Annotated in this window: 21 protein-coding genes and 1 pseudogene; 16 read left to right on the top strand and 6 right to left on the bottom strand. The window is 72.4% G+C overall.

What is annotated here, in order from left to right; translation table 11 throughout:
* Nucleotides 1-59: 59 nt before the first annotated feature.
* Nucleotides 60-443 (bottom strand): annotated as a pseudogene (locus tag BUS84_RS41200) (cupin domain-containing protein); the annotation flags it as partial.
* Nucleotides 370-633, bottom strand: a complete 264-nt coding sequence (locus BUS84_RS41195) for an AraC-like ligand-binding domain-containing protein (protein ID WP_084757338.1) — start codon at nt 631-633, stop codon at nt 370-372. The pseudogene BUS84_RS41200 and the gene BUS84_RS41195, both read right to left, overlap by 74 nt.
* Nucleotides 634-853: 220 nt before the next feature.
* Here BUS84_RS41195 and BUS84_RS11060 point away from each other — a divergent pair, with 220 nt between their 5' ends.
* The 4 genes from BUS84_RS11060 to BUS84_RS11045 all read left to right on the top strand — a co-directional run bounded on the left by BUS84_RS11060 (nt 854) and on the right by BUS84_RS11045 (nt 6,091).
* Entirely contained in the window at nt 854-2,389 is a 1,536-nt protein-coding gene (locus BUS84_RS11060; RefSeq protein WP_074311106.1) for a flavin-containing monooxygenase, read from the top strand.
* 206 nt (nt 2,390-2,595) lie between these two features.
* A complete protein-coding gene (locus BUS84_RS11055; RefSeq protein ID WP_074311101.1) occupies nt 2,596-3,795 on the top strand; it encodes a low temperature requirement protein A in 1,200 nt (399 codons plus the stop codon).
* 202 nt (nt 3,796-3,997) lie between these two features.
* Nucleotides 3,998-4,945, top strand: coding sequence for an acetyltransferase (locus BUS84_RS11050; RefSeq protein ID WP_244298470.1), 948 nt, complete (start codon nt 3,998-4,000; stop codon nt 4,943-4,945).
* A 129-nt stretch (nt 4,946-5,074) separates the two neighbouring features.
* Nucleotides 5,075-6,091, top strand: coding sequence for an alpha/beta hydrolase (locus tag BUS84_RS11045; RefSeq protein WP_074311099.1), 1,017 nt, complete (start codon nt 5,075-5,077; stop codon nt 6,089-6,091).
* 43 nt (nt 6,092-6,134) lie between these two features.
* Here the strand turns inward: BUS84_RS11045 and BUS84_RS11040 are convergent, their stop codons facing one another.
* Nucleotides 6,135-7,238, bottom strand: coding sequence for an aldo/keto reductase (locus BUS84_RS11040; protein ID WP_074311097.1), 1,104 nt, complete (start codon nt 7,236-7,238; stop codon nt 6,135-6,137).
* 142 nt (nt 7,239-7,380) lie between these two features.
* On the opposite strand from BUS84_RS11040, the gene BUS84_RS11035 reads away from it, so the two are divergent.
* The 12 genes from BUS84_RS11035 to BUS84_RS10980 all read left to right on the top strand — a co-directional run bounded on the left by BUS84_RS11035 (nt 7,381) and on the right by BUS84_RS10980 (nt 21,571).
* A complete protein-coding gene (locus BUS84_RS11035) occupies nt 7,381-7,986 on the top strand; it encodes a TetR/AcrR family transcriptional regulator (RefSeq protein WP_074311095.1) in 606 nt (201 codons plus the stop codon).
* A gap of 193 nt (nt 7,987-8,179) precedes the next feature.
* Entirely contained in the window at nt 8,180-9,835 is a 1,656-nt protein-coding gene (locus BUS84_RS11030) for an ABC-F family ATP-binding cassette domain-containing protein (RefSeq protein WP_074311093.1), read from the top strand.
* Between the two features lie 65 nt (nt 9,836-9,900).
* The gene (locus BUS84_RS11025; protein WP_244298469.1) at nt 9,901-10,992 is read left to right on the top strand and encodes a LacI family DNA-binding transcriptional regulator; all 1,092 of its coding nucleotides are present in this window, start codon (nt 9,901-9,903) and stop codon (nt 10,990-10,992) included.
* On the top strand, nt 10,989-11,924 hold the full coding sequence (locus BUS84_RS11020; protein ID WP_074311091.1) for a carbohydrate ABC transporter permease: 936 nt from the start codon (nt 10,989-10,991) through the stop codon (nt 11,922-11,924). The genes BUS84_RS11025 and BUS84_RS11020 overlap by 4 nt, the downstream gene beginning before the upstream one ends.
* Before the next feature lies 1 nt (nt 11,925).
* Nucleotides 11,926-12,765, top strand: coding sequence for a carbohydrate ABC transporter permease (locus tag BUS84_RS11015; RefSeq protein ID WP_074311089.1), 840 nt, complete (start codon nt 11,926-11,928; stop codon nt 12,763-12,765).
* A 35-nt stretch (nt 12,766-12,800) separates the two neighbouring features.
* On the top strand, nt 12,801-14,093 hold the full coding sequence (locus tag BUS84_RS11010; protein ID WP_074311087.1) for an ABC transporter substrate-binding protein: 1,293 nt from the start codon (nt 12,801-12,803) through the stop codon (nt 14,091-14,093).
* A 2-nt stretch (nt 14,094-14,095) separates the two neighbouring features.
* A complete protein-coding gene (locus tag BUS84_RS11005) occupies nt 14,096-15,280 on the top strand; it encodes an ADP-ribosylglycohydrolase family protein (RefSeq protein WP_074311085.1) in 1,185 nt (394 codons plus the stop codon).
* Nucleotides 15,277-16,629 carry an ADP-ribosylglycohydrolase family protein gene (locus BUS84_RS11000; RefSeq protein ID WP_074311083.1) on the top strand — a complete coding sequence of 451 codons (1,353 nt, stop codon included), beginning with the start codon at nt 15,277-15,279 and terminating at the stop codon, nt 16,627-16,629. The genes BUS84_RS11005 and BUS84_RS11000 overlap by 4 nt, the downstream gene beginning before the upstream one ends.
* A 31-nt stretch (nt 16,630-16,660) precedes the next feature.
* Nucleotides 16,661-17,599: a ribokinase gene (locus BUS84_RS10995; protein WP_074311081.1), complete on the top strand. Its 939-nt coding sequence runs from the start codon at nt 16,661-16,663 to the stop codon at nt 17,597-17,599.
* Nucleotides 17,596-19,566, top strand: coding sequence for an SUMF1/EgtB/PvdO family nonheme iron enzyme (locus tag BUS84_RS39790; RefSeq protein WP_074311079.1), 1,971 nt, complete (start codon nt 17,596-17,598; stop codon nt 19,564-19,566). The genes BUS84_RS10995 and BUS84_RS39790 overlap by 4 nt, the downstream gene beginning before the upstream one ends.
* Complete coding sequence (locus BUS84_RS10985; protein ID WP_143728323.1) at nt 19,563-20,750, top strand: CaiB/BaiF CoA transferase family protein; 1,188 nt, start codon at nt 19,563-19,565, stop codon at nt 20,748-20,750. Before BUS84_RS39790 ends, BUS84_RS10985 begins: the two co-directional genes overlap by 4 nt.
* Nucleotides 20,750-21,571: an HpcH/HpaI aldolase/citrate lyase family protein gene (locus BUS84_RS10980; RefSeq protein WP_074311077.1), complete on the top strand. Its 822-nt coding sequence runs from the start codon at nt 20,750-20,752 to the stop codon at nt 21,569-21,571. The genes BUS84_RS10985 and BUS84_RS10980 overlap by 1 nt, the downstream gene beginning before the upstream one ends.
* Here BUS84_RS10980 and BUS84_RS10975 read toward each other — a convergent pair.
* From BUS84_RS10975 to BUS84_RS10965, 3 genes are all read right to left on the bottom strand, one after another.
* On the bottom strand, nt 21,559-22,236 hold the full coding sequence (locus BUS84_RS10975; RefSeq protein ID WP_074311075.1) for a DUF305 domain-containing protein: 678 nt from the start codon (nt 22,234-22,236) through the stop codon (nt 21,559-21,561). The two genes, BUS84_RS10980 and BUS84_RS10975, sit on opposite strands and share 13 nt — an antisense overlap.
* A gap of 71 nt (nt 22,237-22,307) precedes the next feature.
* On the bottom strand, nt 22,308-23,201 hold the full coding sequence (locus BUS84_RS10970) for a DUF1996 domain-containing protein (protein ID WP_074311073.1): 894 nt from the start codon (nt 23,199-23,201) through the stop codon (nt 22,308-22,310).
* Nucleotides 23,202-23,525: 324 nt separating this feature from the next.
* Nucleotides 23,526-24,638, bottom strand: a complete 1,113-nt coding sequence (locus BUS84_RS10965) for an RNA-guided endonuclease InsQ/TnpB family protein (protein ID WP_074311071.1) — start codon at nt 24,636-24,638, stop codon at nt 23,526-23,528.
* Nucleotides 24,639-24,732: the final 94 nt, after the last annotated feature.

The raw sequence follows: 24,732 nt of genomic DNA, 5'->3' as shown, positions 1-24,732 counted from the left end.
CGCGCCGGCTCGGCGAGCTGGTCGGAATAGGTGTGCCGGTGGGCCAGCAACAACTTGCCGATGAGTCCCTGCTCGAACCGAGCGGCGACCTGAGGGTGGTCGAACAGGGACGCGTCCAGCGGCTGCGACAGTTCGTCGGCGAGGAAGTCCACACCGCGCGCCCAGGCCCTCGCGGCGGCCGTGGTCATGGTCATGCCGATGTCGAAGCGGACCGGGCCGTCCACCGGACGGCCCAGCAGGCGGGCCAGCTCCCGGTCGACGGTGCGCCGGTCGGCGTAGAAGATCCGGTGCGGCGAACCCGCTGACCAGTGCATGTCCGAGGCGTCGTACGGGGAGAGGACCGAGGCGACGTCGGGCGTCGAGGTCACGCTACGGCCGGCGTGCCGGAGCATCGTGCTGCCGCTGCGGGGGATCTGCACGAGATAGAAGGTCTCCAGCGGAGGGGGGTTGGATCCACACCGCCTGCCCGTAGTCGAGGTCGATGATGCCCACGCCTGCCACGCGGCGGGCCGCCATCCGCAGCCGAACGTCGCGGACACCCGCCTGCGGTGTGAGCCGGTGCGGGCAGAAGACGCGACCCACCTCGGCACGAGCGTGCTCGACGTCGTCCGTCCTGACCGTCACGGCAACCATCCGACACCTCCCGGGGCTGCGCTGACCCTAGGACGCGACCCGGGCGGACAGCAGAGGAAAGCCGCCGACCCGACAAGGAACAGCCGGCTGCGCGCAGCGGACAGACCCCGCGCGCAGCGGATAGCGGCCCTTGCGCCGTGCCCGTTAGCGTGCTGACACCGCCGGCGCCCCTGCTGCCGCGGTATGTCGCCAGCGGGTCACACACTCTCGGGAGGCCGCCATGAGGATTGCCGTCGTCGGCGCTGGATTCGCCGGCCTGAGCGCAGCGAAGGTGCTGCGACAGAGTGGCTTCGACGTCACCGTGTTTGAGAAGGCGCCCGACGTCGGCGGGGTGTGGAGCCGCACCCGCCGGTACCCCGGCCTCCGTACCCAGAACGACAAGGGCACCTACCACCTCTCCGACCTCCCCATGCCCGCGCACTACCCGCAGTGGCCGACGGGCGAGCAGGTCCAGCAGTACCTGGAGAGCTACGTGGAGATGTTCGGGCTCGGCGCCGTCCTGCGTCTCTCCACGGAGGTCGTCTCCGCGGCTCTCCTTGACGACGAGACCGGGTGGCTGCTCACGTCGCGCCCGGCGGGTCAGGACCCGGTGACCTTGGAGCGGTACGACCACCTCATCGTCGCCAACGGCATCTTCTCCGATCCGCTCGTTCCGTCCTTCGACGGCCGCGAGGACTTCACCGCCGCCGGAGGACGCGTCCTGGCGGCGGGCGATTTCCACGACCTCGCGGCGGCCCGGGGAAAGAACGTCCTCGTCGTCGGATACGGCAAGTCCTCCTGTGACGTGGCGGTCCCGCTGAGCGACGTCGCCGCCCAGACCCACCTCGTCGCCCGCGAGCTGCTCTGGAAGATGCCCAGGAAGCTCGGCGGCGCACTCAACTACAAGTACCTCCTGCTCACCCGGATGGGTGAGGCGCTGTTCCGCTACCTCAGCCTCAAAGGCGTCGAGCGGTTCCTGCACGGTCCGGGAGACGGCCTGCGCCGTCGGCTGCTCGACAGCGTCGGGTCGGTCGCGACCCGGCAGCTCAAGCTGCGCGAGCTGGGCATCGTGCCGAACGGGACCTTCCAGGACATCGCCCGCAGCACCGTCAGCCTCGCGACGGAAGGCTTCTTCGAGCGCGTCGTCGACGGCCGCATCACCGTCCATCGGGACCGGACGATCACAGAGCTCCTGGTCGACGGCGGCCGACCGGCGGCCCGCCTCGACGACGGCACGGTGCTCGCGGCGGACCTGGTGATCTGTGGCACCGGCTTCCGGCAGCACGTTCCGTTCTTCGATGACGCGCTGCACGCCCGGCTTCAGGACGCCGCCGGCAACTTCATGCTCCACCGCCAGATCCTGCCGATCGATGTCCCACGCCTGACCTTCGCCGGCTACAACTCCTCGTTTTTCAGCCCGCTGAGCGCGGAGATGGCAGCGGTCTGGACCGCCGCCCACCTGCGGGGCGGGATCACACTGCCGCCCCCGGACCGGATGCGCGAGCAGGTTCGTACGCGCGTGGCCTGGATGGCGGCGCGCACCAGCGGGCGGCACGCCCGGGGCACGAACGTCATCCCGTTCTCGATGCACAACATCGACGAGGTGCTCGACGAACTCGGGCTCAACCTCGGTCGGTTGGCACGGGCCCGGCAGTGGTTGTTGCCCGTCGACCCGCGCTCCTACCGCAGGGTGACGCCCCGCATGATCCGGCGTACCGCCGGTGGCGGCGCGACCGGCCGGGTCGAACCGGCTGGGGCCCGTCCCGTGGCGCGGTGAGGCGACATCCGGAGCTGTATTCGCGATAACCGTTAGAAGTGGGTAACTAACGGGATAAAATGCCTCATCACGGATGGGGTGGACGGTCGGTGAGGAGGCGCGGGGGCGATGGCGGCGGGGCGGATCACCGAGCATCGCCACCAGGCTTGGCGGCTGGACGTCCCCGTGCCCGTGCCGGCGGCCCTGACCGGTAGCTGACCCCCTCCGTGCTGACAGGCGCAGCGATTCGCGGGCTCGGGGACAGCAGGAGCCCACCCAGGGCGACCGTCCTGGAGCTGCTCTTCGACATCGTCTATGTCTTCGTGCTCGCCCGTCTCGCCGGGCGGGTCGCGGACGACCTGACCATCGTCCGGCACGCGCTGCTGTCGGAGGCGGGCCAGACGGTGCTGTTCTTCGCCGCGATGTGGATGATCTGGTCGCTCAACGCCCTGATGGCGAGCACCTACGACCCACGTCGCACCGACATCCAGGTCGTCCTGCTGGCGACGATGTTCGGCACGCTGGTGCTGGCGGTCACGTTGCCCCAGGCGTTCGGTCAGCGTGGGGTGATCTTCGCGTGCGCGTACGTCCTCATTCAGGTCGGCCGCCCGCTCTACCTGACGTGGGCTCTTCGGGGCCACCCGATGCGCGAGGTCTCGGCCCGGGTGCTGAGCTGGCACGCGGTGTCCGCCGTGCTGTGGATTGGTGGCGGCATCAGCGGAGGGCTCGGCCGCGGCGTCTTCTGGACCATCGCGCTCGCCATCGAGGTCGTCGGGGCGGCCACCAACTGGCCCGCCTTCGGGGTTGCCGGGGCACGGCGCAGCGCCTGGGTCGGGGTCTCCTACGTGCACCTCGCCGAGCGGTACAACCAGTTCTTCATGATCGCGCTCGCCGAGGTGGTGCTCGAAGCCGGCATCACCATCAGTTTTCCGGGCTTCTCGACCCTGCGGACCATCACCCTCGTCGCCGCGTTCGTGGCGGTGGTGGCGTTCTGGCGGATCTACTTCTACCACCTGAGCCCGGGTCGGGACACGGTCGCCAGTTCGGCCGGGGACGGGATGCAACTGTCCCGGTGGGCGAGCTTCAGCCTGCTGCTCATCGTCGGCGGCATCATCTGCACCGCGGTCGGCTTCGGACAGGTCATCGAGAACCCGGATCCGCCGATCGACTGGGCGTTGGTGGTCATCATCTTCGGCGGCCCGGTGCTGTTCCTGATCGGGCGGACCTACCTGGAGCAGTTGTCCCCCAACGGGCCGCGCTGCCGGGTGCTGCTGCTCGGCGCGCTGGCGATGGTCGTGGCGGCGCCGCCCATGGTGTTCCTTCCGCCGGTCGCGGCGGTCGTCACCGCCGGGTTGATCCTGGCCGCGATCGCCATCTCCGACGGGTTCGGCCACCGGCGCGGACCGGGAACCAATCCGCCGCTGTAGCCGGGCGCTGCGTCTGTCCGACTCCACCTGCCACGGCAGCCCGAGCGCGGTCTTGCGGAGCGGCGAGCACCTCGGATAGGTTCTCGGGCACGCCGTCGAGCCGGGAGGAGGTCAGAACAATGTCCGATGTTCTGCGCCCCCTCCGCGCCCCGGCGTCCACGCGGATCTGACCCGGGGCGCTCGCTTTCCGGAGGATCAACCTATGACCGATCTGGTCATCCGTCCGCTCGTCGCGGGCGAGGAACACGTGTTCGACTCCATGCCCGATCCGCTACCCCAACTGCGCCAGGTCGCCTACGCCGACGGGATCGCCGGCGGCGGCTACCGACCCGAGAACACCTGGGTCGCCCTCCGAACCGGCCGGGTGGTCGCCCGGGCGGCCTGGCTCCTTCCGCCGGGCGCCGTCGGTGCGCCCTGGTTGGAGCGGTTCGACCTGGACGCCGAGCCGGAGGTGGGTGCCGCGCTGCTGCGCGCCGCCCACGAGGCGCTGGGCGGTCCCGGCCTGTACCTCGCCGCCATGCCGGCGCACTGGCGGCGCCGGCCCGAGGTGCTGGCCGTGATGGAGGCGCCGATGGCGGCGGCTCGGCTCGCCGGCCTGGTCGAGCGGGGGGAGCGGCTGAGATGTTCCTGGACGGGCACGCCGTTGCCCGCCACGTCCGGGCGGTACGCCTTCCGCCCGGCCGCCGACCCCACGGAGATCAACGCACTGGTCGCCCGGATCGCCGAGCCGGACGTGCTGACCGGCGTGGAGATAGCGCGGGCGGTCGGCGGCGTCGACCTGGCCACCGACCCGCTGGCCTGGCTGAGCGGCTCGATCAGCGAGTGGCGGATCGCGCTGGACGACGGCGTGCCGGTCGGGCTGGTCGGACCAGCGGGGGACGCCTGTTACCCGCTCATCGCCTACCTCGGTCTGCTCGACGAGGCCGTCCGGAGTGAGTTGCTGGTCGAGGCGGTCCGGGTGTTGGCGGCCGGCGGCGCCCGGGAGGTGATCGCCGACGTCGACGCCCACCGGGTGGGGGTGCTGGCGGAGTTGGAACGGACCGGGTTCCGGCAGCTGCGCTCACGGGTCGTCTTCGCGCCGGCAACCGGCACCCCGCCCGCTCCGGCGGCCCAGCCCGGTCCGGCGGTCGCCGCCGGCCATCTGGACTAGCTGATCGGGGTACGCCCTGGCACCACCAGGGCGTACCCCGTACCCACCGCCGCATCGACCGAGTGCTCGGTGGGAGGATCTGGCGGTGCCGAAGATCGTTGCCAGCACCCACCACCAGGCCCAGCGTCGATGGACCTGATCGGCGACCACCAGACCTTCTTCGACTACTGCGTGGCCCTCGTCGGGGCCGGGCTGACGCTGCTCGTGTCTGCGGTCGTCGCGCTCTATCTCTGGCCGCTACGCCGCCGTGAACCCCGTGGGGCACCCGCGCAGCCGCTCGACTTCGCCGCCGCCACCCGTGTCGCCGACACCATCATGGCGGCCGAGGCCGCGGATCCCCAGGTCCGGCCGGAGTCGCGCAGCCGGTTGCTGAGCCACGGCTCTCGTACCGGCAGGGTCGTGCTGCTGCTGCACGGATACACCCACGCGCCGGACCAGTACGACGAGCTGGCCGAGGAGTTCTTCGCCCGTGGCTACAACGTCTGGGTGCCGCGTTCCCCCCACCACGGCACAGTCGACCGGCGGGCCCATCACCAGGTCGAGGCCGGTGAGCTGACCGCGTACGCCGCCCAGGCGCTGACCGTCGCGGCGGGTCTCGGGGACGAGGTCGGTGTCGTGGGGATCTCAGGCGGCGCGGTCCTGGCCGCCTGGTTGGCCCAGGTCCGCGGCGACGTCGTGCGGCGCCTGCTGCTGCTGTCGCCGTTCTTCGGCCCTGATCCGCGTCAGGCGCCGGCGTTCGCCGTCAAGCCGCTCATCGTCCTGTACGGGCGCCGCATCCTGCCCGACCGCGTCACCTCGCGCGGCTACTCGCTGTCCGCCGTCACGCAGTACCTGACGATCGCGCGAAGTCTCCCGGATCCACCGCGCCGGACCGGACTGCTGACCGCGGCGGTCGCGATCAGCCCGCTCGACGGGGTGGTGGACCGCCGGGCGGCGGTGAGGGTGCCGGCCAGGATCGCAGAGGCGAACGGAATCCCGCTCGGCGTCTGCGAGCTGCCGGAGTCGTTGGGCCTCCGCCACGACGTGCTCGACCTCGCCGCGCTCGGCGCCGACGGATCCGACCTGCACCGGCTGTACGTCGCGCTGTACGAGGGCGACCCGGCGCCGACGCCCAGGCGTGCCCAGACGACCAGCGCAGGCGAGTAGCCGTCGGACGGAGGTCGGCGCCCTGTGCCATTGTCGTGCTCCTTCAGTTGGTGGGCTGGGTGGCGCCGTTGAACACCGGCGGGGCATATCCGGCCGGCTTGTCGCCGATGCCGAGGCCGGGGCTCACGACCCAGGACTGGTACTGCGGGGTGAACATCCCGTAGGGCATCCCGACGTGTGGTGCGCTGGCCTCCTCGAGCCGGCGGCGGGCGTCCGCCGGGATCTCGAAGTCGAGCGCGGCGAGGTTGCTGTCCAGCTGCTCGGGGCTGCTCGCCCCGATGACCACCGAGGCGACCGCCGGCTGGGTGGCCACCCAGTTGATCGCGACCTGGGCCATGCTGCGGCCCAGGTCGGCGGCCACGCCCTCCAGCGCCTCGATCACCTGCCAGTCCCTGGGGTTGATTTCGCGACCCGGGGCGTCGGGATTGGTCAACCGGCCGGTCCCGCTCATGCCCTCGCCGGTCCGCCGGTACTTGCCGCTGAGCAGGCCGCCGCCGATCGGGCTCCACGCGGTGAGGCCCATGCCGAGGGTCTGGGCCATCGACACGTACTCCGCCTCGATGTCGCGCATGACCAGGGAGTACGGAAGCTGCACGGTGATCATCGGGGCGAGCCCGTGCGTCTCGGCGTAGCTCTGCGCCCGCGCCGCGTACCAGGCCGGTACGTCGGAGAGGCCGGCGTACCGGATCTTGCCGGCGCGTACCAGGTCGTCGAGGGTGTGCACGACCTCCTCGACCGGGGTGATCCGGTCCCAGGTGTGCAGCAGGTGCAGGTCGATGTAGTCGGTGCCGAGCCGGCGCAGCGAGGCCTCCACGGCTCGCACGATGTGCTTGCGGCCGTTGCCGCTGGCGTTCGGGTCGGTCGGGTCGATGGTGTTGGTGGCCTTGCTGGTGAGCACGAGCCGATCCCGGACACCGGCCCGGTCGATCAGGCGGCCGAGGATGCGTTCGCTCTCACCGGCGGTGTAGAAGTCCGCCGTGTCGATGAAGTTCCCGCCCGCCTCCAGATACCGGCGGAAGATCGGCTCCGCCTGCTCCTCGGTCCTGCCGTACGCGGCGTGGAACCCGTCGACGCCGAAGTTCATCGTGCCCAGCGCCAGTCGGCTCACCCGCAGACCGGACCGCCCGAGCAGGTAGTACTGGTTCATCGTTGCGTCCTTCCGATCGCTCGTCGGCCCGGAGTGGACCGCGTGGCCCAGACTTTTGCTCGCCAGAAATGGACCGGCAAGTCCAAAGAGCGAGCTAGGGTTGGCCTGGCAGGTCCAGACGAGAATCGGTGTCGGAGGTCTCATGACGCGCGCGTTGACCCGCAAGGGCGAGGCGACCCGGGCGCGGATCGTCGCCGGTGCCGCCGCCGAGATCCGTGAGCGCGGCGTCGACGAGGTCCGCCTCGAGGACGTGATGGCCCGCACCGGCACCAGCAAGGGCCAGCTCTTCCACTACTTCCCTGAGGGCAAGGAGGAGCTGCTGCTCGCCGTGGCCCAGCACGAGGCCGACCAGGTGCTCATCGACCAGGAGCCGATGCTCAGCAACCTGACGTCCTGGCCGGCATGGTTGGCGTGGCGCGACCGGCTGATCGAGCGCTACCTCGCGCAGGGCGTGAGGTGCCCGCTCAACGGTCTGCTCGGCCAGGCGGGCCGGCGTGGGCCGGGGGCGCAGGCGGTGGTGACCGGGCTCATGTGGCGCTGGCAGAAGGCGATCGCCGAGGGCATCCGGCACATGCAGTCGACCGGGGACATCGCCTCCGAGGTGGACGCCGACCGCGCCGCCGCGGCGTTGCTGGCCGGCATCCAGGGCGGCGTGCTGCTGCTGCTCACCACCGGGAAGATCGATCATCTTGAGGCCGCCCTGGACCTCACCATCGACTCCCTGCGGGCGGGTGCCCGCACCGCCTGATCGAGCTATCCTTCCGCGGAGCTGTGGGAGATCGGAGCAAGCGTGGCAGGTGACGACGACATCTCCGGGTGAGAGCCCGGACCGGCCGCCGACGGGCGCGTGATCGCGCCGCCGTCGCCGCGGCCTCTGTCGTCATGCCCTGCTCCCGCCGGGTCACTTGTGTGCGCCCGGATCTTCCTTCTCTGAGGTCCTCATGTCTGTTCGACCCGCCCTCATCGCCCATGATCTGCTGCGCGTCCGGGGTGACCGCCGCGTGCTCGACGGTGTCTCCCTGACCGCCGCGCCCGGGCACCGGATCGGCCTGATCGGCGAGAACGGCACCGGCAAGACGACGCTGTTGCGGGTCCTGGCCGGCGTCGACGTACCCGACTCCGGCACCGTCGCGCGTCCGCCGGACCTCGGTTTCCTGCAGCAGGAGATGCCCTACGCCCCGTCCGCGACGGTCGCCACGATCCTTGACGACGCGCTGCGCGAGGTCCGAGCGGACCTCGCCGAGCTGGACCGGCTCGGCCCCGCGCTGAGCGACGCGCCGGAGGGCACCGAGCGGCACGCCCAGCTGCTGGCGGCGTACGGCGAGGCCCTGGAGCGGGCGCAGGACCGTGACGCCTGGGACGCCGACCGGCGCGCCATGACGGTGCTCGCCGGCCTTGGCCTCGGCGGGTTGGCGCACGATCGGAGGCTGAGCGCGCTGTCCGGCGGGCAGCGTGGCCGCCTCGCGCTGGCCGCGATGCTGATCCGTCGGCCGGCCGCGCTGCTGCTCGACGAGCCCACCAACCATCTCGACGACGCGGCGGCGGCGTTCTGTGAGGACCAACTCCGCGCGATGACCGGAGTGGTCGTGGTGGCGAGCCATGACCGGGCGTTCCTGGACGCGGTGTGCACCGACGTCATCGATCTGGACCCGGCGGTCGAGGGTCCGGTCCGCTACGGCGGCGGCTACAGCGCGTATCTGGCGCAGAAACGCGCCGAGGCCGAGCGCTGGCGCCGACGCTACGACGACGAGCAGGCGCGGCTCGCCGACCTGCGTCAGGCCGCGGCCGCGACCGGGCATCAGGTCGCACCCGGCCGCGGTCCGCGCGACAGCGAGAAGATGGGGTACGGGCACACCGCCGGCCGGGTGCAGAACCAGATCTCCCGCCGCGTCCGCGATGCCACCCGCCGGCTGGAGACACTGGAGCGCGATCAGGTCGCCGCGCCGCCGGAGCCGTTGCGCTTTCACGCACCCGTTCTCGCCACCGGCGCCGGCGACGACGTGATCGCCACGATGCACCGGGTGCGGATAGCCGGCCGGCTGTCGATGGCGCACCTCGAGGTCACGGCCAGCGATCGGCTGTTGGTGAGCGGCCCGAACGGTGCGGGCAAGTCGACGCTGCTCGCCGTCCTCGCCGGGCGGGTCAGCGGCACCGGCGTGCTCTGGCGGCGGCCGGACCTGCGCGTCGGCCTGCTGACCCAGGACACCACCTTCGAGGAACCGCTACGGACCGCGCGGGACGTCTTCGGCGGGGCCGTCGGTGCGGAGCGGGCGGAGGAGGTGCCGCTGTCGTCGCTCGGGCTGCTCGCGCCCGCGGACCTCGACCGACCGGTGGCGCAGCTGTCGGTCGGCCAGCGTCGTCGGCTCGCCCTCGCGGTGCTCGTCGCCGACCCGCCGGACCTGCTCCTGCTGGACGAGCCGACCAATCATCTCTCCCCGCGGCTCTGTGACGAGCTGGAGGAGGCCCTGGGCACCGGTCCGGGCGCCATCGTCGTCGCCAGTCACGACCGGCGACTCAGATCCCGGTGGCCGGGTCGTGAGGTCGCTCTCGCCGTCGAGCCGTCCACTGTTGGAAACGTTTTCGTAACGAGCCCTTGACCTCTCCGCCGCAGGCGGCGCAGACTCCCGGAAACGTTTACAGCTATCGGGTGGAGGTGCCGGACGTGGGTCGTAAACGTTTACAGGAACCGGCGGACGGCCGGCCCACGGTGCACACGGTCGCCGCCCGCGCCGGTGTCTCCATCGCGTCCGCCTCGCGGGTGCTCAACGGCATCGGCGGCAGCCCGGAGACCATCCGCAAGGTACGCGCCGCGGCGGCCGAGGTCGGCTACGTGCCGAACGCGATCGCCCGGTCGTTGCAGTCCCAGCGCACCGGCCTCGTCGCGCTCGCCGTCGAGGACATCGGCAACCCGGTCTACGTCGAGATGATGCGCGCCATCGAGGCCGTGGTCGCCTCCTCCGGGCGGCAGCTGCTGGTGCACGCCACCGGCGGACGGATCGACAACGAGACCGCCCTGCTGCGCCGGCTGGCCAACCGCTACGTGGACGGGATGATCGTCTCGCCGATCCGGGTCACCGACGACCACCTGACCGCGCTGGTGGACAGCCCGGTGCCGGTGGTGGTGGTCGGCCAGCTCGGCGCGGACGCCGCGGTCGACAACGTGCGTACCGACTCCCGGCACGGCGTGGCGCTGGCCGTGGACCACCTCGTCGCCAGCGGCCGACGCCGGATCGGCTTCGTCAACGGCCCCCTCGACACCGTCCCGGGCACCGCGCGTGACGCCGGCTTCCGGGCAGCGCTGACGCGACACGACATCACTCTCGACGAGGACCTGATCGAGGTCGGCGACTTCCAGTACGCCGCCGGCCGGGCCGCCACCGAGCGGCTGCTCGCCCGCACCGACCCGGACGCGCTGGTCTGCGCCAACGACCTCATCGCGGTCGGGGCGCTGCACGCCCTGCTCGCCGCCGGGCGCCAGGTGCCGCAGGACGTCGCCGTCGTCGGCATGGACGACACCGAGCTCGCCCGGATGATGTTTCCCCAGCTCTCCAGCGTCTCGCTCGGCTCCACCGAGCGCGGTCGCCGGGCCGCCGAGCTGCTCCTGCAACGCATCGCCGACCCGACCCTGCCGCCGCGGCGCGAGCAGGTGCCACCGAGCCTCGCCATCCGCGCGTCCAGTGGCACACCGCTGCCGGCGCCCCGGCCGGCCGGCCCACCGACCACCCACCCGTCCAGCGAAGGGGTGACCGCATGACCACGCTGGCTGAGCGGCCGGACGTCGAACGGGCCGGACCGGCCCGCCGGCCGAACCGGTTCCGCTCCGACCGGACCGCCATCTACCTGCTGCTCCTGCCGTCGCTGCTGCCGATCCTGGTGCTGTCGGTGTTTCCGCTGCTGCGGGGGATCTACCTCGGCTTCACCGACGCCCGGGCCGGGCGCAACGTCGAGGTCAGCTTCACCGGCCTGGCCAACTACCGGGAACTCCTCGGCGACGAGCTGTTCTGGAACTCGTTCAAGATCGGGCTGCTCTGGGCGGTCGGCGTGACGGTGCTCCAGTTCCTGCTCGCACTCGGGCTGGCCCTGCTGCTCAACCAGCAGCTGCGGTTCCGGGGCGTGGCCCGGGTGCTCGCCGTGGTGCCGTGGGCGATGCCGCCGGTCGTGGTCGGCATCCTCTGGAAGCTCGTCTACCACCCGGACGCCGGCCTGCTCAACGAGTTCTTCCACCGGATCGGCGCCGACGGGCTACGGACCAACTGGCTCGGCGACTTCAGCACGGCACTGCCCGCCGTGATCCTGGTCGGGGTCTGGGCCGGCATGCCGCAGACCACCGTCGTCCTGCTCGCCGGCCTCCAAGGGGTGGGCCGCGAGCTGCACGAGGCGGCCGCGGTGGACGGGGCCAGCACCTGGCACCGGTTCCGGCACGTCACGCTGCCCGCCCTGGCCCCGGTGATCGTCGCGATCACGTCGCTGGACTTCATCTGGAACTTCAACTCGTTCGGCCTGGTCTACGTGCTGACCGCGGGCGGGCCGGGCGGCAAGACCATGCTGCCGATGCTCTTCGCCTACGAGGAGGCGTTCCGCTACGGCAACTACGGCTACGCCGCCGCGCTCGGCAACGTGATGGTCGTGCTCATCATCGCGCTGCTCGCCGTCTATCTCCGGCGCCGGCTGAGGGAGGCGAACTGACATGTTCGGAAAGCCGAGCCGTACCGGGCGGGCGTTGCAGTACCTGGCGCTCACCGGCTACCTGATCTTCCTCGGGTTCCCGCTGATCTGGCTGCTCTCGACGGCGTTCAAGCCGCCGCGGGAGCTGGTGCGGCTGCACCCCACGCTGATCCCGAGCGACCCGACCGTGCAGAACTTCGTCCAGGCCTTCACCGAGCAGGAGCTGGGCCGGGCGGCGCTGAACAGCCTCCAGGTCTCGCTCGCCTCGGCGGTGCTGACCGTGCTGGTCGCCATGCCGGCCTCGTACGCGCTGGCCCGGTTCCGTTCCAAGCTCGGCACCGCGGCGCTGGGCTGGGTGCTGCTGTCGCAGCTCTTCCCGTTCGTGCTGCTGATCATCCCGATCTTCCTGGTGCTGCGGCAGATCGGCCTGGCCAACACGCACGCCGGGCTGGTGCTGATCTACGTGGTCTGGGCGCTGCCGTTCGCGCTGTGGATGCTGCAGGGCTTCGTCCGCAACATTCCTCGCGAGCTGGAGGAGGCCGCGTCGGTGGACGGGGCGAGCCGGGTGCAGGTCCTGCGCCGGGTGGTCTTCCCGCTGCTCGCCCCGGGCCTGGTCGCGACCGCGCTCTTCTCCTTCATCTCGGCCTGGAACGAGTTCTTCTTCGCGCTGGTGCTGATCAAGACCCCGGAGCTGGCCACCCTGCCGGTGGCGCTGGCCCGGTTCGTCGGCATCGAGGGCACCGCCCGACTCGGGCCGCTGGCCGCCGGCTCGCTGCTGGCCACGCTGCCCAGCCTGATCTTCTTCGCGTTCATGCAGCGCCGGCTCTCGTCCGGGTCGCTCGCCGGCGCGGTCAAGGGCTGAACCGTCCCCCAACCACCACCAAGGAGGTACCCCCAATGCTCCGTACCCGATTCCGTCGACTGGCCGCGGCCACCGCGGTCGCGGTCGTCGGCCTCGGCGCGCTCGCCGCGTGCGGTGACGGCGGCGGCGACGAGGCCACGTCCGGCCCGGTCAAACTGCGTTTCCTCAGCCTCGCCTGGCAGAAGGAGTCGCTGCAGGTCAACAAGGACCTCGTCGCCAAGTGGAACGCCGAGCACCCCGACATCCAGGTCGAGTACGTCCAGGGTGACTGGAACTCGGTGCACGACCAGCTGCTGACCTCCTTCGAGGGCGGCGACGCACCGGACATCCTGCACTACGAGGCGTCCGCGATCGGCGAGTTCAGCAAGCAGGGCTACCTGGCCGACCTCTCCGGGCTCGTCTCAAGCGACCTGAAGGGCCAGATCGACCAGGGCGTCTGGGACACCGCCACCTTCGACGGCAAGGTCGCCGGCGTGCCGTTCCTGCTGGAGTCGCAGGTCGTCATCGCCAACAAGAAGATGCTCGACGCCGCCGGCGTCGCGGTGCCGCCAGCCAACGGCGGCTGGACCTGGGACGAGTTCCAGGGCCACGCGCAGAAGCTCACCAAGCCCGGCCAGTACGGGGTGGCCTGGGCGCTGAAGTCGCCGACCAACCGGGTGCTCAACCTGGCGCTCAACTACGACGGGAAGTTCTTCTACACCGACGGCGGGCGCACCGAGGTCAAGGTCGGTGACGCCGAGAAGGAGATCCCGAAGCGGATCCACGACATGATCTACACCGCGAAGTCCGCGTCCCCGGAGGCGCTCGGCATGAGCGGCGCGGACACCCTGCCCGGCTTCTTCGGTGGCAAGTACGCCATGCTGCCCGGCTCGGTGTCGCTGCGTCAGCAGATGGTCGAGCAGGCGCCGGCCGGCTTCGAGTGGGTCACCCTGCCGCCGGTCAAGGGCCTCTCCGCCAAGCAGGCCGCGAACCCGCAGACGCTCTCGGTCTCCGAGGACAGCAAGCACAAGAAGCAGGCCGCGCAGTTCCTCGAGTACTTCCTGAACCCGACGAACATGGCCGCGCTGGCCAAGGGTGACTGGCTGGTCCCGACCGGCAAGCAGGCCAACGAGGAACTGGTCAAGCTCACCGCCGGCAAGCAGGGCTGGGACGTCGCCGCGGCCAGCGCCGCGGACCTGACCGTCGCCCCGTTCCAGCAGGCCGACGGCTACCCGGAGTGGAAGACCAAGTACGCCACCCCGGCTCTCCAGCAGTACTTCGCCAACAAGATCACCCTCGATCAGCTCGGTACGCAGCTGGTCGACGGTGGCAAGCAGGTTCTGAGGTAGACATGTCACTCTTGCTCGACACATCGGTCGGCTGCCTGGTCGGCGCCGCGGTCGGAGACGCCCTCGGCGGCGCCACCGAGACGGCACTACCGGAGCAGATCCGTGCGCGCTTCGGCGGCTGGGTCGAGGGCATCGTGCCCCCGTACCACGCCGACTGGGCCACCGCGCGACCGCTCGCGCCGTACCACAAGGGCGACGGGCACATCACCGACGACACGTTGATGACCCACGCCCTGGTCCGCGCCTACGCGGCCAAACGCGACCACCTCGACGCGTACGACGTGGTGGAGCTGCTGGTCCCCGATCTGATCGAGCGGGTGGTCTACATCCCCGACCTGGAGCGGGAGGGGGTGACCTTCCACCGGCTCGCGGCCGCCGAGCGGTGGCTGGTCACCCGCCTGCACCACGCCCACGCGGACCCGCGCGAGGCCGGGGTCGGCAACATCGTCAACTGTGGCGCGGCCATGTACATGGCCCCGGTCGGCATCGTCAACGCGGGCGATCCGGCCGGGGCGTACGCCGAGGCGGTGGAGATCGCCGGGGCGCACCAGCACAGCTACGGGCGGGAGGCCGCCGCCGTCTTCGCGGCGGCGGTCGCCGCGGCGGCCACCCCCGGCGCGGGCGTCGAGGATGTCGTCACCGCGGCGCTGGACCTGGCCCGCGACGGTACCCGGGCGGCCATCGACGCGGTGGTCAAGGAGGCCCGGAGCCACCACGACTGGAAGCAGGCGATCCCGGCGCTGCGCGCGGCGGTCGCCGCCTACGACACGGTGGGGGAGGAGTACCGGAGTCCGGGCCTCGGTGCGCGGCGGCCCAGCCGGCTGCACGCCATCGAGGAGCTGCCGGTGGCCATCGGCATGCTCGTGGTGGCCGGCGGCGAGTTCCGCCCGGCGGTGCTCGGCGCGGTGAACTACGGCCGCGACGCCGACTCGACCGCGACCATGGCCGCCGCCATCGCCGGGGCGCTCGGCGGCGCCGCCGCGGTGCCCGCGGAGTGGTCCGAGGTGGTCGCCACCGCCTCCAGGACCGACCTGGTGGAGCCGGCGCGGGTCCTCGCGGCGGTGGCCGGCGAGGTCTTCGAGCGGGACCAGGCCCGGTTCACCCGACGCGCGGAGCGCTTCGCCGGCCTGGCCGGTGGCGCGGTGCGGGGCGTGCCGGACGCAGCGGACGGGGAGTCGGCCCGGTGAGGATCACCTGGGTCCAGCCGGAGGACCTGCTGCCCCACGAGTTGGCGGCCAGCCGGGACGAGGGCCGCGACGTGGCGGCCCTCGCCCGGCGGTGGGCGGAGGCCGGCGGGGACCCGACCCCACCGGTCAGCGGAGCGTCGCCGACCCCGGCCTCGCCCGCGCTGCGGGCGCTCGCGGCGGAGCTGCTGGACGCCGCCGACGCGCTGCCCGCCGTCGCCACCGAGGACGAGCCGGACGACCTGCCCGCGCTCCGGGCCGAGTGGCCGGCGACCTGGTCGCTGCCGACGAACGTGACGCACGACCGGCTGCACGGCGCGTGGCTCGGCCGGGCGGTCGGCTGCCTGCTCGGCAAGCCGGTGGAGAAGATCCCCCGGGAGGGGATCCGGGAGATCCTCACCGCCACCGGCCGGTGGCCGTTGCACGACTGGTTCACCGCGAAGGGGCTGCCGGCCGACGTCGCCGCCCGCTGGCCGTGGAACCGGCGCAGCGCGCCGACCAGCCTCGCCGAGAACATCGACGGCATGCCGGAGGACGACGACCTGAACTACGCGCTGCTGGCCCTGCGGGTGCTGGAGACCCACGGGCGGGGCTTCACCAGCGCCGACGTGGCGCAGGCCTGGCTGGACTGGCTGCCCGGTGGGCGGGTCTTCACCGCCGAACGGGTGGCGTACCGGAACCTGCTGCTCGGGCTCGCGCCACCGCAGAGCGCCCGCCGGCACAACCCGTTCCGGGAATGGATCGGTGCGCAGATCCGCACCGACGTGTACGGCTGGGTCAACCCCGGCCGGCCGGACCGGGCCGCCGAGCTGGCCCTCAGGGACGCCGCCGTCAGCCACGTCCGGGGTGGCGTGCACGGCGCGCTCTGGGCCGCCGCCCTGGCCGCCGCCGCGCCGGTCGCGGACACCGTCGACGAGGTGCTGGACGCGGCCGAGGCGGTGCTGCCGCCGCGCAGTCGGTTCGCGGCCACGGTCCGTGAAGCGCGCGCCCTCGGCGCGGGAGCCGACGACTGGGAACGCGTGGTCGACGAGCTCTACGCCCGGCACGGTCACCTGCACTGGGTGCACGTGCGCAACAACGCCGCGCTGGTGGCCGCCGCGCTGGCGTACGGCCGCGGCGACCTGGAGCGGTCCATCACCGCGGTGGTCAGCGGCGGTTGGGACACCGATTCGACCGGCGCGACGGTCGGTGCGGTGACCGGGGCGCTCACCGGGGCGTGCGGGCTGCCGGCGCGGTGGGTCGCCCCGCTGCGCAACCGGCTGGCCAGCAGCATCGCCGGTTTCGACGGGATCGGCTTCGACGAGCTGGCGGAGCGGACCCGGGCCCTGGCCCAGGCGGGGAGCGGGTCATGACGCAGCACGGGGGGACGGAAGGGAGCACGGCATGAGCGCGCGAGTGGCGGTGGTGGGCAGCAGCAACCTGGACCTGGTGGTGACGGCGTCGCGGCTGCCCCGCCCCGGCGAGACGGTGCTCGGCGAGAACTTCCGGACCGTGCCCGGCGGCAAGGGCGCCAACCAGGCGGTCGCCGCCGCACGGGCCGGTGCCGCCTGCGACTTCGTGGGCGCGGTCGGCGACGACGAGTTCGGTACGCAGATGCGGGCGAGCCTGGCCGGCGCGGGGGTGGACGTTCGCGGCCTGCGGACCGTCGCCGGTCCCTCCGGCATCGCGCTGATCGCCGTCGACCGGGACGCGGAGAACTTCATCGTCGTCGCGCCCGGCGCCAACGGCACGTTGACCGAGCTGGACGCCGACAACCGGGCGACGATCGCCGCGGCGGACGTGCTGCTGCTCCAGTTGGAGGTGCCGCTGGCCGCCGTGGTCCGGGCGGCCGACTGGGCCCGGGCCGAGGGGACGACCGTCGTGTTGAACGCCGCACCGGCCGCGATCCTGCCGACGGAGCTGCTCGACCTGGTCGACGTGCTGGTGGTCAACGAACACGAGGCGGCGGTCGTGGCCGGGGTCTTCTCCGACGACCCGTCGGTGCTGCTCGACGCCCTGCTGGAGCTGGTGCCCCGGGTGGTGCTGACCCGCGGCGCGCGCGGTGCCGCGTACGCCGACCGGCGTGGTCTGCGCCTGGCGGTCCCGGCCCCGCGCATCGACGCGGTGGACACCACCGCCGCGGGCGACGCCTTCACCGGGGCGCTCGCCGTCGGCTGGGCCGAGCGCGGCGGCGCCACCACCGAAGACACCGTCATGGCGAGCCTGCGCTGGGCGTGCGCCGCCGGCGCGGCCTGCGCCCAGCGGCCCGGCGCGTCCACCGCCCTGCCCGAGCGGTCCGCCATCGACGCCCTCTACGACGCGACCTACCGAGGTACCCCGTGAGCTTCAATCCGTACGTCCCGCGACCGATCGACCGGCCGACCGAGGTGCCGCTCGGCGGGCACGCCGACCTGACCACCCTGGACGAGGCGAAGATCTTCGCCGCACCGGCACAGCCGGCCGACTGGCCGGCCTGGCGGGAGCAGCTCACCCGCTGGCGGACCGACGCCCGCGAGCGCATCGGCTACACCGGCGCCCACTACGACGAGATCGCCGGCGACTGCTTCAACGTGTGCCTGGCGTGGCTCTGGGACGAGGCGCTCTACGACCACGAGCGCGGCGTCTTCACCGTCGACGAGTTCCTCGACGCGGCCGGACGGGACTTCGGGGGCTTCGACGGGGTGGTGCTCTGGCACGCGTACCCCGTGATCGGCCTGGACGACCGCAACCAGTTCGACTGGTACCGGGACGTGCCGGAGCTGCCCGAGGTGGTGCGGGCGTTCCAGGAGCGGGGGGTGCGGGTCTTCATCGACTACAACCCCTGGGACACCGGCACCCGCCGGGAGGCGGGTAGCGACGCCGAGGAGGTCGCGGCCCTGGCCGGCAAGCTCGGCGTCGACGGGGTCTTCCTGGACACCCTGAAGGAGGGCGCCGGCGAACTGCGCGCCGCGCTGGACGCAATTCGCCCCGGCATGGTCCTCGAAGGCGAGAGCCGCGTCCCGCTGGCCCGGATCGCCGACCACGCGATGTCCTGGGCGCAGTGGTTCGCCGACTCCGAGGTCCCCGGTGTGCTGCGGGCGAAGTGGTTCGAGCGGCGACACGTGCTGCACCACACCCGCCGCTGGCACCGCGACCACCTCGACGAGTTGCACTCCGCCTGGCTCAACGGCGTCGGGATGCTGGTGTGGGAGAGCGTCTTCGGCGTCTGGGTCGGCTGGAACGACCGGGACCGGGCGGTGCTGCGGGCGATGCGCCGGGTGCAGACCAGCCACGCCGCGTGGTTGCGCGCCGAGGACTGGGTTCCTCTCGCCGACCACCCCGGCGCGGGCCAGGTGTACGCGTCGCGCTGGACGCACGAGAACGAGCCACTGTGGACGGTGGTGAACCGGGGCGCGGACCACGACGGGCCGTGGCTGGTCACCGACGTCCGGGCCGGCCGACGCTTCGTCGACCTGGTCACCGGCGCCGAGCTGAGCGTCACCGAGACCGGTGACGGTCGACTGGCGGTGGGCGGCCCGCTGCCGGCCGGCGCCATCGCCGCCGTGGTGGTGACCGACGCCGTCGTACAGCGGCACGAGCCACCGACCGGCGACCCGTCCTTCCCGGCCCGCGCCGCGGTGCGCGTCCGGACCCCGTGGGCGCCCCGGCCGCAGCTGCCGCGAGGCATGGCAGCCGTCGAGGCCGGCCGGCGGAACCTGGCGGTCCGGCACCGGGTACGGGAGAGCGGGCTGTACGGCGAGGCGCCCTACGTCGACGAGTGGAAGCCGCTGCCGCCCCGGCTGCACCACACCGGCACGCTGCGCCGCAACGTCCGGCTCGGCCGGTTCGCCATCGCGACCCACGAGGTCACCCACGGCGAGTACGCCGAGTTCCTGCGAGCCACCGGCTACCGCCCGGTGCGCCCCGAACGGTTCACCGCGGGGCGCGGGCCGGCCGGCGCGCCGGTCACCGGGGTGGAGCTGGCCGACGCCCGGGCGTACGCGGCGTGGGCCGGGCTGCGGCTGCCCACCGAGGACGAGTGGCAGGTGGCCGCCGAGGCGGGGCTGCTCGTCCGCCGCGAACCGCTGGTTTGGAACCTGACCGAGAGCGAGCACTCCGACGGTCGTACCCGGTTCGCCATCCTCAAGGGCGGCGCGGACTACCGTGCGGACGGCTCCGACTGGTACCTCGACGGCGGCCCACAGCCGGCGGACGTCTCGGTGAAGCTGCTGCTGACCGGTGCCGGGCTCACCCGCTCCGACCAGGTGGGCTTCCGCTGCGCCGCGGACCTGGTGTCCGACCCGGATGCGGCGGCGGAGGTGACCCGGTGACCGCACCCCTGGACGGGATCAAGGTCGTCGACTTGGCCACCCTCTTCGCCGGGCCGCTCGCTGCGGCGTTCCTCGGCGACTTCGGCGCCGACGTGGTCAAGGTGGAGCACCCGGCCAAGCCGGACCCGTCCCGGGGCCACGGTCCGGCCAGGGACGGCGTCGGGCTCTGGTGGAAGGTGCTCGGCCGCAACAAGCGGACGGTCACCCTCAACCTGTCCGATCCGGACGGCGCCGCGCTGCTACGCCGGCTGCTCACCGACGCCGACGTGCTGGTGGAGAACTTCCGCCCCGGCACGCTGGAGCGGTGGGGCCTCGGCCCGGCCGAGCTGCACGAGGTCAACCCCCGGTTGGTGATCACCCGGATCAGCGGATTCGGGCAGGTCGGCCCGTACGCCCGCCGGCCCGGCTTCGGCACCCTCGCCGAGGCGATGAGCGGCTTCGCCGCGGCCACCGGGGAACCGGACGGCCCACCGACCCTGCCCCCGTTCGGGCTGGCCGACTCGGTGACCGCGCTCGCCGCCGCGTACGCGGTGATGCTCGCCCTGCGGGCCCGGGACGCCACCGGCGCCGGGCAGGTGGTGGACCTGGCCATCATCGAGCCGATCATGGCGATGCTCGGCCCACAGATCACCTGGTACGACCAGCTCGGCTACATCCAGCCCCGGCTGGGCAACCGATCCAACAACAACGCCCCGCGCAACACGTACCGGTGCGCGGACGGGCGCTGGGTGGCCGTCTCCACCAGCGCGCAGAGCATCGCCGAGCGGGTACTGCGGCTGATCGGCCGACCCGAGCTGATCGACGAGCCGTGGTTCGCCACCGGCAGCGGCCGGGCCGCGCACGCCGACGAGTTGGACGCCGCAGTGAGCGCCTGGGTGGCGAAGCGGGACCGGGACGAGGTGGTGGCCGCGTTCGAAGCGGCCCAGGCGGCGGTCGCGCCGGTCTACGACGTGCGGGACATCCTCGCCGACCCGCAGTACGCGGCGCTGGGCACCGTGCGCAGCGTCCCGGACGAGGAGTTGGGCGAGGTGCGGATGCAGAACGTGCCGTTCCGGCTCACGGACACCCCGGGGGAGATCCGCCACGCCGGCCGGCGGCACGGCCAGGACACCGACGCGGTCTTCGGCGCGCTCGGCCTCAGCGCCGACGAGCTGGCCGCGTTGCGCGAGCGGGGAGTGCTCTGATGCTGCTCAGCTGGCTCTACGTGCCCGGTGACCGCCCGGACCGGTTCGCCAAGGCGGTCGCCTCCGGTGCCGACGCCGTCATCCTCGACCTAGAGGACGCCGTCGTCGCCGGGCGCAAGGCGTACGCCCGGGACGCGGTCGCCGAGTTCCTCTCCGAGGCGCACCCGGTACCGGTGCAGGTCCGGGTCAACGAGCTGACCGGGCCGGACGTCGATGCCGACCTGGCGGCGGTGTCCGGTCGTCGCGGGCTGGCGGGGCTGCGGCTGCCGAAGGTGGAGTCGGCGGCGACGGTGGCGGCGCTCGCCGACCGGGTCGACGTGCCGCTGCACCCGCTGGTCGAGTCGGCGCTCGGGCTGGAGGCCGCGTACCCGATCGCGTCCGCCCACCCCGCGGTGGCGTCGATCGGGCTCGGTGAGGCCGACCTCCGCTCGGACCTCGGAGTGAGCGACGACGACGGATTGCTCTGGGCGCGCGGCCGGGTGGTGGTGGCGGCCCGCGCCGCCGGCCTGGTCCCGCCGGCGATGTCGGTGTACGCGAACGTCGCCGACGTCGCCGGGCTGGCCGCCTCCTGCGCGGTGGGTCGACGGCTCGGCTTCCTCGGCCGCACGGCGATCCACCCGCGCCAGCTTCCGGTGATCGTCGAGGCGTTCCGGCCGGCCGACCGGGAGGTGGCCCGGGCCGCGGAGCTGCTGGCCGCGGTGGCCGAGGCGCAACGGCGGGATTCGGGCACCGTGGTGCTGCCCGACGGCCGCTTCGCCGACCGGGCGATGGTCGCCGCAGCCCGGCGCACCGTGGACCTGGCCGCCCGCTACGCCGCCTGAGCGTCGCCGGCAATGCCCGCTGGCGGTTGCGCCGCCGGGGTGACCGTCGGCGGCGGGACGAGCCGGCCGAGCCGCGCGAGTTCGGCGGTGCCGCCTCGGACCACGGCCGCGGCCAACGCGGTGGTCGCAGGGTGGACCCCGCCCCGCTGCTCCGCGGCGGCGATCCGGACCGACTGCGTCAGGTGCGCACGCAGGTGCCCGGCGAGCAGCCGGTGAAACGGCTTCCCGGTGGCAGCCCGCAGCGCGGCCAGCTCCTCGGCCGTGATCATGCCCGGCATGTCGTGGCCCTCGTGCGGGTTGGTCACCGGCCCGCCGGATTCGCCCAGCAGCCGGCGGGACCGGGTCAGGTCGGCGCGGTGGGTGGCCTCGACCTGGGCGGCCAGACGCCGCCACGCCGGGTCGGTGGTCCGGGCCGGCATCAGATCGAGCACCGGCAGCAGCCGATCGGCCATGGCCACGGTCAGCTGGAGCCAGGCGATGTCGGTGGCGCTGAACGGACCGGCCGTACCCGTGGGTGACGCGGCGGCGCTCGGCCGTGTGGCTGCCGGTGGCGCCGTCGCGGACGGCGGGGTGGTGCCAGCGGCGTCTGGTGACCCGGCAGCGCAGCCGGCGACGAACAGGACCGCGACGAGCAGAGCGGACGGTGCGGCGACGAGAGCCCGCATCCGGCCTCCTTTCCGCCCGGGGCGGCGGGCCCGGCGTGACCGGGCCCGCCCTCGGGTGCGAACGAGTCGGCTCAGATCGGCCGGCCGTCGTGCCCGCACTTGATGACCGGACGGATGCAGTCCTGGACGCGGCGTGCCATCTCCGCCACCGGCCAGGCGTTGAAGAAGTCACCGTGCATCGTGTAGCCCGGACCCGAGGCCAGCCGGAACTGCGCCGGGTTGCCGTTGACCGGGTACCGCAGCACCTGCCGCAGCTTCGGCACGTGCACCGGGTGCGTCGACGGGCAGGCCTGATTCACCGGGTACGCCATGTGGCTCTTGTGGTCGGGCGAATCCAGGTCGCGGCCGTTCCAGCACTGCGGAAAGTCCAGGTACGACTCCAGCATCGTCCCGGCCGGGCAGGTGACGAAGTTCTTCGACGGCGGCACCTGCCCCGCGTGCAGGCAGGACCAGCGGGCGATGCTCTCGTTCGGCCCGGTCGCCTTGGCGTTGCCCGCCACGATCCGCAGTCCCTGCGGGATGGGCTGGGTGGCCGCGACGACGTCGGCGCGTACGCCCTCACCCAGGTAGTAGAACGTGGAGATGGCCGGCTCGACCGGCACGTTGTTGTTGTACAGGGTGGGCACCCAGTATGACGAGACGTCCGTCCGCGGATTGCACGTGGTCGGAGAGTTGACCAGGTCGGGGAGCGTGGTGTGGGCGTTCGTCACCGTGCTGCCGAAGAAGCTGTGCATGTGCGAGGCCCCGGGCAGGCCGGGGAAGATGATCGGGTCGTCCGGCAGCCGGTGGCTGTACGTGCAGTCGGCGGGGAACTCGGCGACCCGGATGACGTTGACGCCCGGGGCGGCATCGGCCCGGCCGGTGGTGGAAGCGATGTACGTGCCGAGTAGCGCCAGCAGGGCGCCGATCGCCGTGGCGAGGCGCAGCCGGCGGTGGATGCCGGAGAGGGGTGCGGCCCTGTCCATCTCGTGACTCCTGTCGGGGGCGGGGTCAGGGGCAGCTCCGGCGCCGCCGCCGAAGACATCGGAGTTTGCCCTGGCCAGACTGGTGGTGGTCTGTTGAGCCCGGGAACGAGAGAGCGCTCTCACGTCCCAGCCTCACCCCGATGTCGACGCTTGTCAATACGTGTGTGTTGTGTGTGTGTGTGTGTGCCGCAGTTGGTGGAATTGACATCCTCCACCGCCCTGAAGGGCGGGGATTCCCTCGGTCACCCGAGGGGGTTCCTGCTTCACCGGGCCGCGCCTTCACCGCTTGCGCGGGTCGGGTCTCACCGGCCCTCCACAGGCGTTTCACCTCTCCGCCAGCCCGGCGGCGAGGATGTTGCGGGCGGCGTTGACGTCCCGGTCGTGCACGGCATCGCAGCCGGGGCACGTCCAGGCGCGGACGCCGAGAGTCATGGCGGTGTTGATCCGACCGCACGCCGAGCAGGTCTTCGTGCTCGGATGCCAGCGGTCGACGGCGATCACGGTCCGCCCGTACCAGGCGGCCTTGTACTCGATCATGTTGCGCAGTTGTGTCCACGCCGCGTCAGAGATGGCGCGGGCCAGCGAGTGGTTGCGCAGCATGTTGCGCACGCTGAGGTCTTCGATCACGACCGTTTGGTTCTCGCGGACGAGTCGAGTCGACAGCTTGTGCAGGTGGTCCCGCCGCCGGTCGGCGATGCGGGCATGGATGCGGGCCACCGCGAGGCGGGCTTTGGCCTGGTTGGCGGAGTCCTTGGCCTTGCGGGCCATGGTGCGTTGCGCCTTGGCCAGCTTGCGCCGGTCAGCGCGCTCGTGCCGCGGGTTGGTGATCTTCTCCCCGGTGGACAGGGTGAGCAGACTGGTAATGCCCGCGTCGATCCCCACCACGGCGCCCACCGGCGGCAGGGCCCCGACGGACGGGTCTTCCACCAGCATGGACACGAACCAGCGGCCGGCCGCGTCGCGGGACACCGTAACCGTGGACGGTTGCGCGCCCTCGGGCAGAGGCCGGGACCACACGATGGCCAGCGGGGTCTCCATCTTGGCCAGGGTGAGCTGCCCGTCACGCCAGCGGAACGCCGAGCGAGTGTATTCCGCCGTCGCCCGAGACTTACGCATGGACTTGAAACGCGGGTAACGCGACCGCTTGCCCCAGAACGCGGCGAACCCGGCTTGCAGGTGCCGCAGCGCCTGCTGCAACGGCACGGAGCTGACCTCGTTAAGGAACGCCAGATCCTCGGTGCGCTTCCACTCGGTCAGCCACGCCGACGACTGAACGTAGGTGCTGCGCTGCCGGTCAACCGCCCACGCGCGGGTGCGCGCCTCCAAGGCCAGGTTGTACACCTTGCGCACGCACCCGAAGGTGCGGTTCAACTGATCAGCCTGCTGCGGGGTCGGATAGAAGCGGTACTTGTACGCACGCTTCACCACCTCACCCATACCTCACTTTTTACCAGTAGTTCACGTAAGCCCATCCCTGAGGGGAGCGGCGTTTCCTCCCCCGCCTGAAGGCGGAGGTATCCACGCCGCGACA

The organism is Micromonospora cremea, assembly GCF_900143515.1.
Lineage (GTDB): Bacteria > Actinomycetota > Actinomycetes > Mycobacteriales > Micromonosporaceae > Micromonospora > Micromonospora cremea.
This window is presented reverse-complemented; position numbering and strand designations above follow the sequence as displayed.

Coding starts and splice junctions, on each gene's coding strand:
- BUS84_RS41195 (WP_084757338.1), bottom strand. CDS start 633: ATGGTTGCCGTGACGGTCAGGACGGACGACGTCGAGCACGCTCGTGCC.
- BUS84_RS11060 (WP_074311106.1), top strand. CDS start 854: ATGAGGATTGCCGTCGTCGGCGCTGGATTCGCCGGCCTGAGCGCAGCG.
- BUS84_RS11050 (WP_244298470.1), top strand. CDS start 3,998: ATGACCGATCTGGTCATCCGTCCGCTCGTCGCGGGCGAGGAACACGTG.
- BUS84_RS11045 (WP_074311099.1), top strand. CDS start 5,075: ATGGACCTGATCGGCGACCACCAGACCTTCTTCGACTACTGCGTGGCC.
- BUS84_RS11040 (WP_074311097.1), bottom strand. CDS start 7,238: ATGAACCAGTACTACCTGCTCGGGCGGTCCGGTCTGCGGGTGAGCCGA.
- BUS84_RS11035 (WP_074311095.1), top strand. CDS start 7,381: ATGACGCGCGCGTTGACCCGCAAGGGCGAGGCGACCCGGGCGCGGATC.
- BUS84_RS11030 (WP_074311093.1), top strand. CDS start 8,180: ATGTCTGTTCGACCCGCCCTCATCGCCCATGATCTGCTGCGCGTCCGG.
- BUS84_RS11020 (WP_074311091.1), top strand. CDS start 10,989: ATGACCACGCTGGCTGAGCGGCCGGACGTCGAACGGGCCGGACCGGCC.
- BUS84_RS11015 (WP_074311089.1), top strand. CDS start 11,926: ATGTTCGGAAAGCCGAGCCGTACCGGGCGGGCGTTGCAGTACCTGGCG.
- BUS84_RS11010 (WP_074311087.1), top strand. CDS start 12,801: ATGCTCCGTACCCGATTCCGTCGACTGGCCGCGGCCACCGCGGTCGCG.
- BUS84_RS11005 (WP_074311085.1), top strand. CDS start 14,096: ATGTCACTCTTGCTCGACACATCGGTCGGCTGCCTGGTCGGCGCCGCG.
- BUS84_RS10995 (WP_074311081.1), top strand. CDS start 16,661: ATGAGCGCGCGAGTGGCGGTGGTGGGCAGCAGCAACCTGGACCTGGTG.
- BUS84_RS10980 (WP_074311077.1), top strand. CDS start 20,750: ATGCTGCTCAGCTGGCTCTACGTGCCCGGTGACCGCCCGGACCGGTTC.
- BUS84_RS10975 (WP_074311075.1), bottom strand. CDS start 22,236: ATGCGGGCTCTCGTCGCCGCACCGTCCGCTCTGCTCGTCGCGGTCCTG.
- BUS84_RS10970 (WP_074311073.1), bottom strand. CDS start 23,201: ATGGACAGGGCCGCACCCCTCTCCGGCATCCACCGCCGGCTGCGCCTC.
- BUS84_RS10965 (WP_074311071.1), bottom strand. CDS start 24,638: ATGGGTGAGGTGGTGAAGCGTGCGTACAAGTACCGCTTCTATCCGACC.